This is a genomic window from Halorubrum sp. Atlit-26R (assembly GCF_003666015.1).
In the GTDB taxonomy this organism is placed as follows: Archaea; Halobacteriota; Halobacteria; order Halobacteriales; family Haloferacaceae; genus Halorubrum.
The window spans coordinates 1-15891 of sequence record NZ_QPLT01000016.1 but is presented as its reverse complement, the minus strand read 5'-3'; the positions used below and the strand labels follow the sequence as shown (position 1 = coordinate 15891).

16 protein-coding genes, 1 tRNA gene and 2 pseudogenes are annotated in these 15891 nt (G+C 69.6%); 10 read left to right on the top strand and 9 right to left on the bottom strand.

Annotated elements, in window-relative coordinates:
• Positions 1-84 precede the first annotated feature (84 nt).
• A complete protein-coding gene (locus DVK07_RS15465) occupies positions 85-975 on the top strand; it encodes a mechanosensitive ion channel family protein (RefSeq protein ID WP_121597889.1) in 891 nt (296 codons plus the stop codon).
• A 61-nt stretch (positions 976-1036) separates the two neighbouring features.
• Here the strand turns inward: DVK07_RS15465 and DVK07_RS15460 are convergent, their stop codons facing one another.
• Both DVK07_RS15460 and DVK07_RS15455 read right to left on the bottom strand, forming a co-directional pair.
• Entirely contained in the window at positions 1037-2122 is a 1086-nt protein-coding gene (locus tag DVK07_RS15460) for a hypothetical protein (protein WP_121597888.1), read from the bottom strand.
• Entirely contained in the window at positions 2119-2784 is a 666-nt protein-coding gene (locus DVK07_RS15455; RefSeq protein WP_121597887.1) for a hypothetical protein, read from the bottom strand. The genes DVK07_RS15460 and DVK07_RS15455 overlap by 4 nt, the downstream gene beginning before the upstream one ends.
• 102 nt (positions 2785-2886) lie before the next feature.
• On the opposite strand from DVK07_RS15455, the gene DVK07_RS15450 reads away from it, so the two are divergent.
• Positions 2887-3621 carry an MBL fold metallo-hydrolase gene (locus DVK07_RS15450; protein ID WP_121597886.1) on the top strand — a complete coding sequence of 245 codons (735 nt, stop codon included), beginning with the start codon at positions 2887-2889 and terminating at the stop codon, positions 3619-3621.
• A 245-nt stretch (positions 3622-3866) separates the two neighbouring features.
• Here DVK07_RS15450 and DVK07_RS15445 read toward each other — a convergent pair.
• A tRNA-His gene (locus DVK07_RS15445) sits at positions 3867-3939 on the bottom strand.
• A gap of 160 nt (positions 3940-4099) precedes the next feature.
• On the opposite strand from DVK07_RS15445, the gene DVK07_RS15440 reads away from it, so the two are divergent.
• Complete coding sequence (locus tag DVK07_RS15440; RefSeq protein ID WP_004595233.1) at positions 4100-4555, top strand: DUF5814 domain-containing protein; 456 nt, start codon at positions 4100-4102, stop codon at positions 4553-4555.
• Between the two features lie 60 nt (positions 4556-4615).
• On the opposite strand, the gene DVK07_RS15435 is transcribed toward DVK07_RS15440, so the two are convergent.
• The gene (locus DVK07_RS15435; RefSeq protein WP_121597885.1) at positions 4616-6118 is read right to left on the bottom strand and encodes an MATE family efflux transporter; all 1503 of its coding nucleotides are present in this window, start codon (positions 6116-6118) and stop codon (positions 4616-4618) included.
• 217 nt (positions 6119-6335) lie between these two features.
• Between DVK07_RS15435 and DVK07_RS15430 the strand changes: the two genes are divergently transcribed.
• From DVK07_RS15430 to DVK07_RS15410, 5 genes are all read left to right on the top strand, one after another.
• The gene (locus DVK07_RS15430) at positions 6336-7232 is read left to right on the top strand and encodes a COX15/CtaA family protein (protein ID WP_303646392.1); all 897 of its coding nucleotides are present in this window, start codon (positions 6336-6338) and stop codon (positions 7230-7232) included.
• Between the two features lie 122 nt (positions 7233-7354).
• A complete protein-coding gene (locus tag DVK07_RS15425) occupies positions 7355-8158 on the top strand; it encodes a basic amino acid ABC transporter substrate-binding protein (protein WP_121597883.1) in 804 nt (267 codons plus the stop codon).
• 1 nt (position 8159) lies between these two features.
• On the top strand, positions 8160-8990 hold the full coding sequence (locus tag DVK07_RS15420) for an amino acid ABC transporter permease (protein WP_121597882.1): 831 nt from the start codon (positions 8160-8162) through the stop codon (positions 8988-8990).
• Positions 8987-9733, top strand: a complete 747-nt coding sequence (locus DVK07_RS15415; RefSeq protein ID WP_121597881.1) for an amino acid ABC transporter ATP-binding protein — start codon at positions 8987-8989, stop codon at positions 9731-9733. Before DVK07_RS15420 ends, DVK07_RS15415 begins: the two co-directional genes overlap by 4 nt.
• The gene (locus DVK07_RS15410; protein WP_121597880.1) at positions 9733-10659 is read left to right on the top strand and encodes an amino acid ABC transporter permease; all 927 of its coding nucleotides are present in this window, start codon (positions 9733-9735) and stop codon (positions 10657-10659) included. Before DVK07_RS15415 ends, DVK07_RS15410 begins: the two co-directional genes overlap by 1 nt.
• 3 nt (positions 10660-10662) lie before the next feature.
• On the opposite strand, the gene DVK07_RS15405 is transcribed toward DVK07_RS15410, so the two are convergent.
• Positions 10663-11742, bottom strand: coding sequence for a zinc-binding dehydrogenase (locus tag DVK07_RS15405; protein ID WP_121597879.1), 1080 nt, complete (start codon positions 11740-11742; stop codon positions 10663-10665).
• Positions 11743-11886: 144 nt separating this feature from the next.
• Between DVK07_RS15405 and DVK07_RS15400 the strand changes: the two genes are divergently transcribed.
• The gene (locus DVK07_RS15400; RefSeq protein ID WP_121597878.1) at positions 11887-13023 is read left to right on the top strand and encodes a PAS domain-containing sensor histidine kinase; all 1137 of its coding nucleotides are present in this window, start codon (positions 11887-11889) and stop codon (positions 13021-13023) included.
• Positions 13024-13165: 142 nt separating this feature from the next.
• Here DVK07_RS15400 and DVK07_RS15395 read toward each other — a convergent pair whose 3' ends face one another.
• From DVK07_RS15395 to DVK07_RS15385, 3 genes are read right to left on the bottom strand one after another with little or no spacing between them, the layout of a single operon-like run.
• A complete protein-coding gene (locus tag DVK07_RS15395) occupies positions 13166-14695 on the bottom strand; it encodes a replication factor C large subunit (RefSeq protein WP_121597877.1) in 1530 nt (509 codons plus the stop codon).
• 42 nt (positions 14696-14737) lie between these two features.
• A complete protein-coding gene (locus DVK07_RS15390) occupies positions 14738-15112 on the bottom strand; it encodes a PIN domain-containing protein (RefSeq protein WP_121597876.1) in 375 nt (124 codons plus the stop codon).
• On the bottom strand, positions 15113-15343 hold the full coding sequence (locus tag DVK07_RS15385) for an AbrB/MazE/SpoVT family DNA-binding domain-containing protein (RefSeq protein ID WP_121597875.1): 231 nt from the start codon (positions 15341-15343) through the stop codon (positions 15113-15115).
• A 265-nt stretch (positions 15344-15608) separates the two neighbouring features.
• Between DVK07_RS15385 and DVK07_RS15380 the strand changes: the two are divergent.
• Positions 15609-15728 (top strand): annotated as a pseudogene (locus tag DVK07_RS15380) (archaellin/type IV pilin N-terminal domain-containing protein); the annotation flags it as partial.
• An 8-nt stretch (positions 15729-15736) separates the two neighbouring features.
• On the opposite strand, the pseudogene DVK07_RS15375 reads toward DVK07_RS15380, so the two are convergent.
• Positions 15737-15891, bottom strand: a pseudogene (locus DVK07_RS15375) (IS6 family transposase); the annotation flags it as partial.

Below are 15891 nucleotides of genomic sequence, written 5' to 3'. Positions count from 1 at the left end.
GGCGGTACGGAGAGTCCGCGAGCCGACGGCGTGTCGAGCGGACTGGTGTCGGGGTTTTACGCACTGCGTCACCCAGATCGGTGTATGATCGGCCAGACCACTCCCCCCGGGTGGATGACGGACCTCTTCTCGGCGTACGATCAGGTGCTGTCGGAGCTGTTCTGGTTCACGGTGGGGTTCGGCGTCATCTACCTCGTCAGCCGGACGGTTCTCATTCCGCTCGCGACGCGAGCCGTCCGCGCGCGCAACCGCAACAACCCCACGATCGAGACCGCGACGGAGACGTACCTCCGAGTGGCGATGATCGGGTTCGCGACCCTGACGGGCATTATCGCCGCCGGCTACGGACGGGTGCTCTCCGAGTCGGCGGTCATCATCGCGGCGCTCACGTTCGCCCTCGGTATCGCCGGACAGCAGGTGTTCGGATCGCTCGTCAGCGGGATGTTCCTCGTCGCCGACCCGGACTTCAACGTCGGCGACTGGATCGAGTGGCCGGGCGGGAGCGGGACGATCGAGGCGGTCGACTTCCGCGTCACCCGCGTCCGCACGCCGAACCACGAGACGGTCTCGGTGCCCAACACCGAGCTCACGGCCAACGCGATCACCCGCCCGTACGGCCGAGACCGGTTCCGACTCACCGAACAGGTGTACGTCGCTTACTACGAGGACACCGAGCGGGCCCTGTTGGAGCTCCAGCAGGTCGTCACGACCCTCGATCCGGTGCTCGACGAGCCGGCGCCGAACACGCGCATCGTCGAACTGGGCGAGAACGCGATCACGGTACAGGCGGAGTTCTGGACCGACGACCCGGGAAACAAGGACATCCAGACGATCCGCTCGGACTTCCGCAGACTGGCGAAACGGCGATTCGACGAGGAGGGAATTACCCTCGCTCCGCCGTCCGCGAACCTGCTCTCTGGTGAGCTGACCGTGACGGACCGGTCGACAGACGCCCCGAACGTAGCCGATCGCTGATCGTTGACGTTCGGCGACCGCCTCGCGGACGACGGGACGGCCCGCTGCGACACCGAGGCGGCTACTCGGAGTCCCGCAACACCAGCGGCCCGATCGCGAGCGTCCGCTTCGCGAGGGTGAGCACGCGGAGCAGGTAGGAGACGAAAAGCGAGAACGGGAGGAGCGCGACCGCGAACGCGCCCCCGACGACGACCGTCACGTGGTCGACCCCGAGGGTGCTCCCCGGGAACGTGCCGCCGTCGACGACCGCGACCATCGCGCCCGCAGCGACCAGCGCGGGCACCGCGGCGTAGAGGATGAGCCGCGAGAGGTCGATCAGCGCCCACTGGAAGTACAGCGTCTTGACGTGCTCGCGGGCGGGACCGAACAGCGACAGCGACTCCTTCAGTTCCCCGAGGAGGTCCCGCTCGTCGTCGGTGAGTTTCTCGCCGTGCTCGGCCATGAGACGTTCTATCCGGCCGATCTTCGGTCCGTAGTCGAAGTTGAGCGCGGCGAACACGACGTCGAAGGAGCCGAACTCGGCGCCGTCGAGCTGGCCGCGCACGACGTCGGCGTTCTCCGTGACCTCGGCGGCGAGGTCGTCGGCCTCCTCCCGGAGTGCGGCCCGGTCCGGTCCGTCTCCGTCGCTCCCCTGATCGGACACCGAGTCGCGGAGGTCCCGGGAGCGCTCCGCCGCGGCACCGAGGACCGCGTCGAGGAACGCGGCCGGGTCGGTCGGGGTCGGCGCACCGGTCAGGTCCGCGATGTCGTCTCTGACCGCGAGCGTGTCGTCCATTCGCTCCCGCTGGTCGCCGAGCGGGCCGTTCTCTTGGGTGAGCACGAGCTGTCCGATCGTGACGACGAGCGTCGCCCCGGTGACGATCGCGGTGATCATGGATGCGAACAGCGTCTCGATCGGGTCGCTCGCCCCGACCTTCTCCGCGAGCGACGGCGAGAGGGCGGCGGCGACGGCGACGAACGCGACGAAGACGGCGAGCGTCAGGACCGCCGCGACGACGAGCCGGTTCGCGCGCAAGAGGAGCCAGAGCTTCGCGCGGTTCTCGCCGGCGCGCTCGCGCATCGTGTCGGCGGTGTCCGTGTCGCTCTCGGCGTCGGGGCCGTCAGGGGCGTCGGAAGCGCTCGACGCCGGCTCCGAGTCCCCGCTCATCGCGGCTCGACGCGCACCGAGAGGTCGTCGACGTAGTGCGTCGCGTCCGCCTCCCAGATCACGGCGGTGCCGACGGCGAGGTACAGCGTCTCCGTCGACAGCTCCGGGGTCGTCCACTCGAAGGCGTACTCGCGCCAGCCGTCCGCGAGCCACAGCGCGTCGCGGAGCCCGCCGTACGGCGTCTCGCCGAGGTCAGTCGTGTTGAGCCCGGGCTTCGGGAACTCCTCCTCGGTCTCGGGGGGCTCCGGGCCCAGCCGCATCAGTGAGTGTCGGATCGTGTTGAACGACTCCGACTCGCTCCAGAACTGCCCGCTCACCTCGATCCGGTACGACCCCCCCGACTCGATCGGCACCGGGTGAACCGCCCACGTCACCCCGTCGTCGTAATCGCCCTGGTTCCAGATCCGGAGCGACCGCTCGCCGGAGGCCGCCTCCGCCTCCGAGACGCCGACCTCCCAGTCGAAGTCAGCGACGTCGACCTCGGGACCGATCGCGGCGCCGGCCTCCCAGTCGCCGAGCCCGTCCTCGAACCCCTCCTCGAAGGCCGGCCCATTGCCGGCGGCGGACCCCGAACATCCGGCGAGAGCCGCGGCGCCGGCGGCGCCGAGCCCGGCGCTCGTCCGGAGCAGCCCGCGTCGGGTCGTCGTCTCGCGTCCGTCCATGACTAGCGACACGACTCGCGAGCACCATATAAGTACGCGGGCGCTACGAGACCGCTCGGAGCGCGGCGCAAGGCACAACCCGCCGCCCGCCGAACCGAGGGTATGTCGACAGCCGCCGGCACTGACGTCACCCTCGTTCGCAACGCCACGGTCCTCGCGACCGTGGACGGGACAACATTTCTCGTGGACCCGCTGTTCGCCTCGCGGGGCGCACTGCCCCCGATCGATGACACCCCGAACGACCGCCGGAACCCCCTCGTCCCGATGCCCGACGTCGACCTCGCGCACGACGCGGTGATCGTCACCCACCGTCACCCCGACCACTTCGACGACGCCGCGAAAGCGGAGCTGGACCCCGACGTGCCCCTGTTCTGCCAGCCCGCCGAGGCGGACGCGTTCGCCGAGGACGGGTTCACCGACGTGCGACCGGTCGAGGATTCGGCGTCGTTCGACGGCGTCACGCTCTACCGGACGCCCGGCCGTCACGGTCACGGGGAACTGGCCGAGCGGATGGGCCCCGTCTCCGGGTTCGTCTTCGAGGGCGCCGAGACGCTGTACCTCGCCGGCGACACGGTCTGGTACGAGCCGGTCGCCGAGACGCTGAAGCGGTTCGACCCCGATGCGGTCGTCCTCAACGGGGGCGCGGCGCGGTTCAACGAGGGCGAGCCGATCACGATGGGCGTCGACGACGTGACCGCCGTGCGCGAGGCCACCGACGCCGCGGTCGCCGTGGTTCACATGGAAGCGATCAATCACTGCCTGCTCTCGCGCGAGGAGCTCCGGGCGGAGACGGAGGGCGTGTTAGTCCCCGAGGACGGCGAACGGATCGAGTTTTAGTCGTCTCGGTACTGCGTTCCGCGAGAAGGTCCGGGTGCGAGAATCGAACCTCAGTCGCTCCGCTCGCGTTCGCTCGCGCCGCTCCCTGCTTCGATTCTCTGCGGAGCCTCGCGGCTCGCGGAGTTGCTCGCCGCGAGAAGGTCCGGGTGCGAGAATCGAACCCGAGCGAGACTCGCTCCGCTCGTCTCGCGTGATTCAATCTCCCCGTCCGGACTTTCCGCTCCTCACTCCGTTCGTCGGAAAAGGTCCGGGTGCGAGAATCGAACCCGCGTCTCAGCCTCCACAAGGCTGAAGGATAGTCCACTACCCTAACCCGGACACGCGTCGCAAAGTACCCCGCTTCGGTAAATAACGGTTACGACTCCCGGACGGGCGTGGCACGGAATGGCGTCCGGGACGAAGCGCCCGGGCGAGCCGCTGCTCGCGTCTCCGTCCACCGCGTCGCTTTTGAGGGCCGCGGGCGTATCGACGGGCAACTGTGGCCTTCACCGACAAGATCTACGTGAAAAATCACCGGCAGCTCGCCTCCCAGCTGGAGGCGAACATCCCGAAGGGGGCGTTCGCCGGCGCCACCCTCGACCTGCTGTTCACCGGCGACGGCCTCTCGAAGCTCGACGAGACGACCCGCGACCGCGTCCTCGACTTCGCCGAGGACTTCCTCGACTGCGACTGCGACTCGAACCCCTACTGCGGCCATCCCGAGGAGAAGTTCATGCGCTACGTCCTCGAACTGCGCGCCGAGGGGCTCGGCCCGCAGGCCATCGTCGACGTGATGACCGACGACTACATGGTGTACGCGTACACCGGCGACGTGCTCTCCTTCCTCGACGACTCGGTCCGGAAGTTAGAGGCGATCGAGACGCTCGCGGACGTCGACGGCAACGGGGAGATGTCCGAGCGGGCCCGGAAAGCGAAGCGGGAGCTGTCGGGGTAGCGTCCGGAACGGAACCGGCCCGCCGACGCCGCCCCCGCTCGCAGACGCCGCGCCCCGGCGTCAGTCGTTGTCCGGCGAGGCGACGCCGGAGCCGATCTCTTCGACGGGTGCGTCCTCCTCGGTCAGGTTCCCCTCGCGCCAGGTGTCGCGGTTGAACCAGAGGTACGCGACGACGCCGCCGACGACGTTCGAGACGGGGAAGGCGATCCACAGCCCCATCGCGCCGAGCGAGCCGGCGGCGACCCACGCGACCGGCAGGCGGACGAAGCCGAGCGTGATCAGCGAGATGACGGCCGCGATCATCGTGTGGCCCGCGCCGCGGAACCCGCCGGTGTACGCGCGCATGACGCCGATGAATCCGAAGGAGAGGCCGCTCACGCGGAGGAACGTCGCCGCGTGGTCGACGACCGCCGGATCGGGGGAGAAGACGCCCGCGATCGGCCGCGCGCCGAGAACGATGAGGCCGCCCCCGACGGTGAGCAAGGCGAGCATGGCGCGCGCGCCGAAGTGGTTCGTCTCGGCGGCGCGGTCCAGCTCCCCGGCGCCGATGTTCTGTCCCGTCATCGTCTCGATCCCCTGCGAGACGGCGAGCGCCGGCAGGAAGATCACAGAGAAGATCCGTGTGCCGATGCCGTACGCCCCGCTGACCGCGTTCGGGAAGTTCGCGACCACGACGAGGAGCGCGGTGATCGACACCGACCGGGCCGCGCCCTCGGCGGAGGCGGGGAGGCCGATGCCGAGGACCGTCTTGCCGAACTCGGGATCGGGAAGCATCTCCGAGAGCCGGATCTGGACGCCCCGGTCGCCGCGGAACATGATCCGAAGCCCGACGAGGAGCGCGAGCGCCCGGGAGCCGACCGTCGCGATCGCGGCGCCGGCGATCCCCCAGCCGGTGAACCCCGTCGCGTCGAGCGCGGCGGCCTCCAGCCAGCCGAGTCCGAGCGCGCCGAACAGCGGGTTCGCGTCGAACCCGAAGATGAAAATCGGGTCGAGGAGGATGTTGAGGACCACCGAGCCGGCCATGACGTACATCGGGGTCACCGTGTCGCCGTAGCCGCGCATCAGCGCCATGAACACCGCGAATCCGAAGACGGCGAACAGGCCGACCGCGTACACGCGCATGTACTCGACGACGAGCGGGGCCACCGTCTCGTTCACGCCGAGGAGCGCGGTGACGTCGTCGACGAGGACGTAGCCCAGCACGCCCAACAGGACGGAGATGACGGCCGCGTACGCCATCGTCTGGGAGGCGGCGTAGGCGGCGCGCTCCTCGTTGCCGGCGCCGGTGTGTTGCGCGACGAGGACGCTCCCCGCGACGGAGACGCCGAGCGCCAGCGAGATCATCAGGAAGACGATGGGGAACGCGAACGTGATCGCGGACAGCGCCTCGGTGCTGTACCGGCCGAGCCAGAAGGTGTCGGCCAAGTTGTACAGCACCTGAAAGAGGTTCTGGACGACGATCGGTAAAGAGAGGAAAAACAGCGGCCACCCGATGTCGCCCGAGGTGAGGTCCAGCTCGTCGGCCCCCTTGAACAGCGAGCCGATCGAGTCGCGGAGGCCCATCAGCGGATCGCCTCTTGGAGGCTCGCGGCGTCGCTTTCGGGGAGGGAACTGTGCGCGGCGTCGGGGATCGGTCGTTCCGTGTCGGCCATTCGGTACCTACCAATACTGACTGACTGGTCAGTCAAAAACGTTCGGAAGGCGGAGAGGCCCGGTGCGCGCTTCCCGGACGCGGAGAGCGGCCGAACGGTCTAAGTGCGCGCGCGCCCGAAATCGGCCAATGAGTCTTCGGCCCGCGTGGCTAACGTTCAGGCGATACGCGGCGGCGACGACGGGGATGACGCTCGTCCTCTTCTCGCTCGGCGTCTACACCGCGGCGACCGGTTCCGGGCTCGCGTGTCAGGCCCAGTGGCCGCTGTGTTCCGACCAGCTGATCCCGGCACTCACGATCAACCCGGACTTCATCGAGTGGTTCCACCGCGTGTGGGCGATGGTCACCGGCTTCCTCATCGTCGGGGTCGCCGGGTGGACGTGGTTCGGCTCCGGCTTCGAGCGTCGGACGAAACTGGCGGCGACGCTGGCGGTCGCGATCCTCCCGCTTCAGATCACCGTCGGCGCGATCACCGTTACCCTCGGTGGACTCGTCCCCGGCGGGTACACGGTGTCGACGCACGCCGCACACCTGATCGTGGCGCTGGCGATTTTCACCCTGCTCGGGCTGGCGACCATCTGGGGCGGCGGTCGGGGGAACGCGCGGCTGCTCCGCGCGGCCGCAGGGGTCGCCGTCGCGGGCATCGTCGCCAGCGCGGTCTTCTCGCGGGCGGTGCCGTTCCTCACCTACGCGCCGCCCGCGCAGGCCGCCTTCTATATCACCGGGCTCGCCGGGCACCTCGGGCTCGTCGCGACCGTCGCGTACGCGACGGAGGCGGTCCGAGGCGGGCACGACGGGCTCGACGCCGGCACCGCCGCCACCGTCCGCGCGCTCGCCGCCGGGTCGATGGCCGCGCTCGTCGGGACGCTGCTTCTCGGTCGCGACCTCGTGTTGTACACCGCCACGTGGCAGGGGATCAACCTCGCCGCGCTGGGCGTCGCGGTCGCGCTCGCCGCGGGCGCGGCGTGGACCCTCCGCGGGACAGAGGCGATGCGCGACGGTTCAGTCCCCATCGGCGGCGACTGACCGGCGCCGCACGGCCGAACTTTCGTTAGCCGCCCTGGCAAAGGCGGTGTCGGACCCCCAGAGACGGGTTGACCCTGTCCGAGGGAGGAAAGGTTGAAATCGCTCGCCGTACTCGCACGGGTATGACACGCCGCACGCACGCCGACGTGAGTCGTCGGACCTACCTGAAACTGACCGGCGGAACGGCCGCCGTTGGAGCCACCGGCCTCGCCGGCTGTCTCGGCGAGAGCGGGGGCAGCATGACGATCACGCCCGGAACCGCGCCCGGATTCCCGCCGTTCGAAATGCGGGAGGACGGCGAGCTAGTCGGGTTCGACGTCGACCTGCTCGAAGCCGTCGTCGCCGAGACCGACTACGAGCTCGGCGAGTGGGCCACCTTCGACTTCGACGGGCTCATCCCCGCGCTCACGCAGAACGAGGAGATCGACGTGATCGCCGCCGCGCTGACGATCAGCGAAGACCGCCGGGAGACGATCGCCTTCTCCGACCCCTACTGGGAGGCCAACCAGGCCGTTCTCGTCCGCGAGGGCGGCGACTTCCAGCCGTCCGGGTGGGCGGACTTCGAGGGGACCCGGGTCGGCGCGCAGTCCGGGACCACCGGCGCCGCCGAGGTCGAGTCGAACCTCGTCGGCGAGGATGTCATCCCGGATGACAACTTCTCGACGTACGACAGCTACGTCCTCGCGGTCGAGGACCTCTCGAACGGGAACATCGACGCGGTCGTCGTCGACACCCCCGTCGCGGACACGTTCACCGCGAGCCGTGACGTGACGGTCGCGTTCGTCGAGGAGACCGGCGAGCAGTATGGCTTCGGGATCCGTCAGAACGAGTCGGAGCTCCAGTCTGCGCTCAACAGCGGGCTCCAGACCGTCCAAGACGACGGGACGTTCGGAGAGCTCAGAGACACTTGGTTCGGGCAGGAGTAGGATGTCGGTCGCGGGGCCCCTCGCGCTCGCCGCGTCCGATAGCCTCGGCGCTCTCGCCCCGGGTACCGCCTCCGGTGAGACGCCGCTGACGGCCGCCGCCGTCGGGTCCGTGAGCGAGTCGATCGACTGGTGGCTGGTCGGCGAGCCCGCCGACTGGTGGTTCGTCGTCCGGAACGTCGACTACCTGGCCGGCGGCGTCCTGCTGACGGTCGGGCTCACCGTCGCGTCGATCCTGCTCGGGTTCCTCGCCGGCTTCCCCGCCGGCGCGGTGGAGGTGTACGGCGAGGGGCTCCCGAAGCGGCTCGTGAGCACCGCCGGCGTCGTCCTCCGCGGGACGCCGATCGTCGTCATCCTCCTCGTGATGTACTTCGTGATCGGCGTCCCGCAGGTGAACCTCGGCGTCGGGTCGATCTCACCGGCGGTCTCGGCGAGTATCTTGGGATTGGGGCTGCGGAGCGCGGCGTACCAGTCGCAGATATTCCGAGCGTCCCTGTCGAGCGTCGACGACGGCCAGCTGGAGGCGGGGCGGTCGGTGGGGCTCTCGCGATTCGAGGCGATCCGCTACGTCGTCGTGCCGCAGGCGCTCCGGCGGTCGATCCCGGGGTTCCAAAACGAGTTCACCATCGTGTTGAAGGACACGAGCATCGTCTTCGCGATCGGGCTCGCCGAGCTCCTGACCCGCGGGTACGACCTGTTCACCCAGGAGACGACGGCAGTCCTCGAAGTGATCCTGTTCATCAGTGGCATCTACTTCGTCCTCACGTTCACGACGAACCGCGCGCTCGATTACCTCGGTACCCGCTACGCGATCCCGGAGGGGGAGTCGGCGTGACTGACGGCGACTTCCTCCGGGTGAGCGACGTCTCGAAGTGGTACGGCGACGAGCAGGTGCTCGACGAGGTCTCCTTCGGGATGGACCGGGGCGACGTGACCGTGCTGATCGGCCCGTCCGGCTCCGGGAAGTCGACGATGCTGCGCTGCGTCAACCGGCTCGCGGAGGCCCAGGAGGGCTCGATCACCCTCGACGGCGAGGAGGTGCTCTCGCCCGACACCGACGTCGACGAGCTCCGCCGGGAGGTCGGCATGGTGTTCCAGAGCTTCAACCTGTTCGCGCACCTGAGCGCGGTCGGAAACGTCGCGCTCGGCCCCCGTCGCGTCCTGGGACTCTCCGAGGACGAGGCCCGCGAGCGCGCGGCGGACCAGCTGGAGCGCGTCGGCCTCGCCGACCAGCTCGACTCGTACCCCGCGGAGCTGTCCGGCGGCCAACAGCAGCGGGTGGGGATCGCCCGCGCCCTGGCGATGGAGCCGAAGCTCATGCTGTTCGACGAGCCGACGAGCGCGCTCGACCCCGAGCTCATCGGCGAGGTGTTGGAGGTGATGCGCGCCCTGGTCGACGAGGGGATGACGATGCTCGTCGTCACCCACGAGATGAGCTTCGCCCGGGCGGTCGCCGACGAGGTCGTGTTCCTCGACGACGGCCGGGTCGTCGAGCGCGGCCCGCCCGAGCAGCTGTTCGAACGGCCCGAGAAAGAGCGGACCGGCCGCTTCCTCGAACGCATCGCGAGCCACGACTGATGGCGGGGGCGACGCGACCGCGGACGGTGGGCGAGCGCGTGGCCGACGCGGACCCGTCCGCGGGGAGGCTCCTCCTCGTCGCCGCCGGCGCACTGTTCTGGGGCTGGCTCGTCGTCAGCTGGGTCAACCGATGGCTCGGCGGCCCCATCGCCCCGGTCGGCGAGCCGTTCGTCGCGCCGGACGCCGTCGAGAGCGCGTTCGCCGCGGTGCCGGGGCTCGCCGCGGTGGCGGCCGACGCCGCGTTCGTGGTCGAGCTCACGCCCGTCCTCGCGCAGGGGACGTGGCTCACCGTGGTCATCACCGGCGTGAGCCTCGTCTGCGGCTTCTTCATCGCCGTGCCGCTGGCGGTCGCGCGGGTGTACGGTCGGTTCTCGGCGTGGCTCTCGCTTGGATACACCGAGCTGTTGCGCGGCACGCCCCTCCTCGCGCAGCTGTTCGTGCTCTACTACGGCCTGAACCTCGCGGCGTCGGTGCCCGCGGCGCTGTCCGGGGTGTTCCCGCGCGACGTGGTGTGGGTCGCAATCTTAGGGTTCACGCTCAACGGGGCCGCCTACCAGGCCGAGTACATCCGGGGCGCGGTCGAGAGCGTCGACGAGGGGCAGATCACGGCCGGACGGGCGATCGGGCTCTCGAAGATCGAGTCGATCTACTACGTGGTGCTCCCGCAGGCGCTCCGCTACGCGATCCCCTCGTGGACGAACGAGTTCGTCTACCTGATCAAGTACTCGTCGCTCGCGGGCTTCATCACGGTCCCGGAGCTGTACTACCGGGCCAACCAGGTCGCGACCGACACGTTCCGGTACACGGCCGTCTTCCTCATACTCGGGGCGATGTACCTCGCGCTGGTGCTCACGGCGTCGAAGTTCATGGAGCGCGTGGACGACCGCGTCGCGATCCCGGGGCTCGGCGCGAACCGAGACCGGTGACGGTCACCCCCCGAACTCGGTGACGACCTCGACGCCCGTCGCCTCGTACTCGTCCATGGCCGCGAGCCGGTCGGAGACATCCGACAGCGACAGCTCGCGGGCGACCAGCTCTCCGGGATCGATCCCCGTCGCCTCGATCAGCGCGAACAGGTCCGGGTAGCTCGTCGGCGGCATCCCGCGCGAGCCGACGAAGGATATCTCCCACCGCGTCATCCAGTCGGTCGGCAGCGACACCTCGCCGCGCTCGGCGTCCGTCGTGAGCCCGACCTGGACGTGCGTGCCCCGCGGCCGCAGCGACCGGACGGAGTTGCGGCAGGTCTCCGCGATCCCCAGCGCGTCGAGCGAGACGTCCGCGCCGCCGTCGGTGAGCGCGCGGATCCGTTCGGGTACGGAGCCTGCCCCGTCCGACATCGACTCCGGGTTCACGGTCTCGGCCGCGCCGAACTCGGCAGCCAGCGCGAGGGCGTCGTCGTCGACGTCGACCGCGACCACGCGCGCGCCGAGCGCCGCCGCGATCTGGACCGCGGAGAGCCCGACGCCGCCGCAGCCGTGGACGGCGACGGCGTCGCCGCCGCCGACGGTCGTCCGCTCCGCGAGCGCGTGATACGCGGTCATGTACCGACAGCCGAGCGCCGCGGCCGCGGTCGCGCCGAGCCACTCCGGGCGCTCGACGAGGTTGTAGTCGGCCGCCGGCACCGGCACGCGCTCCGCGAACGCGCCCGGCGCGGCGGCCTCGAACCCCAGCGCACGCCCGTCCTCGCAGACGTTGCCGGCCCCGCGGCGGCAGTGCGGGCAGGTGCCGTCGCCGAGCGAGAACGGGACGACCACGCGGTCGCCCGGGCGGAACCGGTCGACCTCGTCGCCGACCGCGACGACCTCCCCGGCCGGCTCGTGGCCGAGGACCTGGCCGCGCGGGACGCGGTCGTCCGCCCACTCGCCGTGGCCGGCCCACGCGTGCCAGTCGCTGCGGCAGACGCCGCAGGCGTCGACGCGGACGACGGCGCCGTCGGTGTCGATGTCGGGGTCTGGGAGTTCGCGGACCGCCAGCGGCTCGCCGTACTCCCGGAGGATCGCTGCGCGCATACGCCGATCCATCGGCGGCCGCGACAAAGTATCCCCGGCGTTCCCCCGCTCCGCCGATTATTTCACGTGATATTCAGTTGTTCTCAGCGCACGATAAGTGATATCCGAGTAAGGTTTATGACGGCCGAGTAACCTCGTTGACACGTGTCGCGTTCGACGAAACGACGGCCCGGTATCGCGTACCGTCGCCCGGAGGGCGACCCTTCCCGGTTCGTGATCGAGGCGTCCGGTGAGCCGCGGCCCGAGGTCGCGGAACGACCGGACGGCGGTTGGCTCGACCGCGTCGTCGGCGACGACCGAGAGCGGCTCCGCGAGGCGCTCGACTCGGACCCCGTCGACGTGGTGTATCGAGTCGCGTCTGATGGCGAGCCGCGGTGGGTACACGAGCGAGGGCGGGCGACGGACGACGGCGACGTCGTGGGGTACCTCTTTCTGGCGGACGAACGCGTTCAGCGCCGACGGCGGCTGGAGCGACAGCGAGAACGGTTAGAGGAGTTCGCGAGCGTCGTCTCACACGACCTTCGGAACCCCCTCTCCGTTGCTGTCGGGAACATCGAACTGGCCGCCGAACTCGACGAGGACGCGTCGGCCGAGCGGTTGGACCGGGCCCTCGACGCGCTCGACCGGATGGACGACCTCATCGGCGAACTTCTGACGCTGGCGCGGGAGGGAGAGATGGTCCAGTCCCCCGAGCCGACGAAACTGCGGCCGGTCGTCGAGAGCGGGTGGGAGACCGTCGGTGAACGCGCAGACGCCGCCCTCGTCGTCGACGGCCCGCTCGGGACGGTCCCGTGCGACGCCGACAGGTTCCGGCAGGCCCTAGAGAACCTCTTCCGGAACGCCCTCGAACACGGGACGCCCGAGGACGTCGACGCGCTGCCCGGCTCGGACCCGGCCGGGAGCGGGTCCGGGGACCGGGTCGCGTCCGGCACGTTCTCGCCGGGCGAGGAGTTGCCGGGAGAGCGCGCCGCGAGAAACGTCGAGGACGCCGCGGTCCGCGTTCGCGTCGGGCGGACGGACGACGGATTCTACGTCGCGGACGACGGCCCGGGGATCGACCCGGACCAGCGGGAGGCCGTCTTCGAGCCGGGGCACACGACCGCCCCGGGCGGGACCGGCTTCGGACTGGCGATAGTCGAGCGGATCGCGGAGGCTCACGGATGGACGGTCTCGGCGACCCGGAGCCGGGAGGGCGGCGCTCGGTTCGAGTTCGTCTGCGACGAGCCGATCGAGACCGCGGAGCCGTCCGAGGGCGAGGCGAGTCGAACTCGCGGCGTCTGACCGGCTCTGCCGGAACGCTCGTCCGGTACCGCGTCGCAGCCCGACGGACACGGTGCCGGACGGAAAGCGGGTCGAAGAAAGGCCACCTGCGAACTCTGGAGCCGCTCAGGAGGCACTCCGCGGTGCGCGGCCGGGGAGCGGCTCACATGAAATCGTTCAGCCCTGCCTGATCGTCGTCCGCGTCGTCGTCGTCCGCGCGCCCTGCCGCGTCGTCGGAACTTCCTCCCTCCGCGGGGTCGTCGCGATCGGCACCGGCAGCGTCCGCTTCGGAGCCGCCCGTGGCGGACCCGTCGTCGCCGTCGCCCACCGCGTCGTCGCCCACCGCGTCGTCGTCCGCGCGCCCTGCCGCGTCGAACGCGAAGGCGCCGTCGGCGTGCTCCTCGATCAGCTCATCGCGGCGGGCCTGCGCGTCCTCGACGATCGAGGCAACCTTGTTCGTCGACTCGCCGGAGCCGGTGACGAAGGCGACCCCTTCCTCGTCGAGGTCGTACGCCGCCGCCATCGCGACGGTCAGCTCGCGAGGCTTACAGTGGTGGGTGACGGCCTGGAGGAACGGCAACACCTCGCGTCGGGCCGTCGCGACGCTACAGCCGCTCGCGGCCGCGATCTTGCCGACGACCTCGTCGGCGGTCGCGTCCGACGACGACCAGAACTGCGGGCGGCCGTACCGCGTCCACCCGCCCTTCTCGCCGTCGCGGGCGGCCGCGACGCCCGCGGCCGCGTTGTCGGTCGCGTAGCGCCAGTAGGAGTAGTTCTGCGTGGCGCGCACGCGGCCCAGCCACACGTCCGCGTTCGCGAGGAAGTCGTAGGCGCGGACCGCCTCCGCGGGCTCGTACACGTCGAGGAGGTTGTTCTCGATCCAGCGCGTCAGGTCGTCCGGCGTCTCGTCGACGGCGTACGCGGACTGGAGCGCCTCCTCGGCGGACTCCTCCTTGAGGACCGCGTCGAGGAACGGGAACAGCCCCAGCGCCTTGTCGCGGTCGCCGGTGACGACGTCCTCGACCGTAATCGAGTCGCGCCCCTGCGTCGCGGCCTGGAGGTCGTTGATCGCGCCCCGGAGGTCGCCGCGGTTCCCCTCCGCGATCCGCTGGAGCGCGTCCGACTCGAACTCGATCCCCTCCTTGCGGCAGACGTCGCGGAGGACGGGGACGATGGAGCGCGCGGAGACGTCGCGGAACTCGATCTCCTGGGTCGCGTTCCGGAGCCCCCGCGACATGTCGTAGAAGTCGTTTGCGATGAGCACGATGGGCTGGCCCGACTCCTTGACCAGCTTCGTGATCGCCGAGGCGCCGCCGCGGTCGTAGTTGCCGTGGATGTTGTCGGCCTCGTCAAGGATGACGAGCTGCCGGGAGGCGGTGTCGCCGCCGGCCGCGCCGCCGCCCGCCGCGCTCCCGCCGAGGGTGGCGTTGCGCGCGGCCCGCCCCGCGAACCGCTCGATGACGTCGGCGGTGCGCTGGTCGGAGGCGTTGAGCTCGACGGTCTCCCACCCCATGTCGTTCGCGAGCGCGTGCGCCGCGCTCGTCTTCCCGACGCCCGGGCTCCCGTGGAGGACGACCGCCTCGCGGTGGTCGTCCCACGAGCGGGCCCACTCCGCGAACGCGTCGCGGGCCTTGTCGTTGCCGCGCACCTCCGAGAGCGTGCTCGGGCGGTACTTCTCCGTCCAGTCGGCCATTACCGGGACAAGGAGCGAGCCGCGTTTAGTGGTTGCGGAGCGTCAGTCCTCGCTCGGCTCCGTCAGGTCGATTCGCGGCGCGAAGCCGTCGTACGCCCTGTCGCTGGAGACGATCGGGTCCCCGTCCGACTCGACGAGATGGAGGGCGTCGAACGGCGTGAATCCGTGTTCCTCGACGTACGTCGCCGCCGCGACGACCGCGTCGACGTCGCCGCGGACCTCGACGAGACTCGCGGCGTTCGCGACGACTCGTTCCGTGTCTCGGTCCTCGCGGTAGGCAACCAGTAGGAGTTCGATGAGCGTGAACTGCGACGTCCACAGCTCGCTTCGACGGTCGCGGTACACCTCTTCGGCCGCCTCACCGAGCCAGTCCTCGTCCTTGATGAGCGCGAGGAGGAAGTCGGTCTCCGCGTACATTCAGCGCCCGGCCTCGTCGAACGCCGCCTCGCGTGCCTCCTCGCGAAGTTCGTCGGCCGTCTTCTCGACCTCCGCGAACTCGTCTCGAAGGGCGTCGAGGGGATCCTCCGCGACCGGGATCAGCTTGATCCCGTCGTGGACCTCGACGATGCGGTAGCGATCGCCGTAGCGCTCCCGCAACTCCTTCGGAAGCGTCATCCGGCCCCGATCGTCGAGCGTCGTCTCGGACATGCCCGAGTATAGTGTGGGTAGAAATAAAAACACACCCATTTTTCACGCCAGTGCCCATCGGTGGATATCAGCGGTCGTTCATCCGTCAGGTGTGTGGCCCCTACCGTTCAATTTTCGGCGCTGATATTCATGCCATTAAGTACATAAGCGCGGTCCTCATCTCTTTAGTTAGCCAGCAACCGATCGGAACGGAGCTGAGAGTCACTTCGACCATGGCACACGAGGCTCTCATTCCCGTTTCTCGGTGAACCGCTGGGTTCAAACAATGAAACCACAGAACCAATCCAAATCGGACGACCGCGCGGTGAGCCCCGTTATCGGGGTCATCCTGATGGTCGCGATCACAGTCATCCTGGCGGCCGTCATCGGGACGTTCGTCCTCGGGCGGTCGCGTTAAGTTTGGCGTGAATTGTGGTAGACTGCGAAGGCTTCGAGCCAGTTTTGAGCTGTCTCTAACGCGACATTGCTAAAACTATTCGCAAACGATGATGTTCGGCGTTCTATTTCCCAAAAGACACGTTCGATAGCATTCCGATTTCCATGTTGAA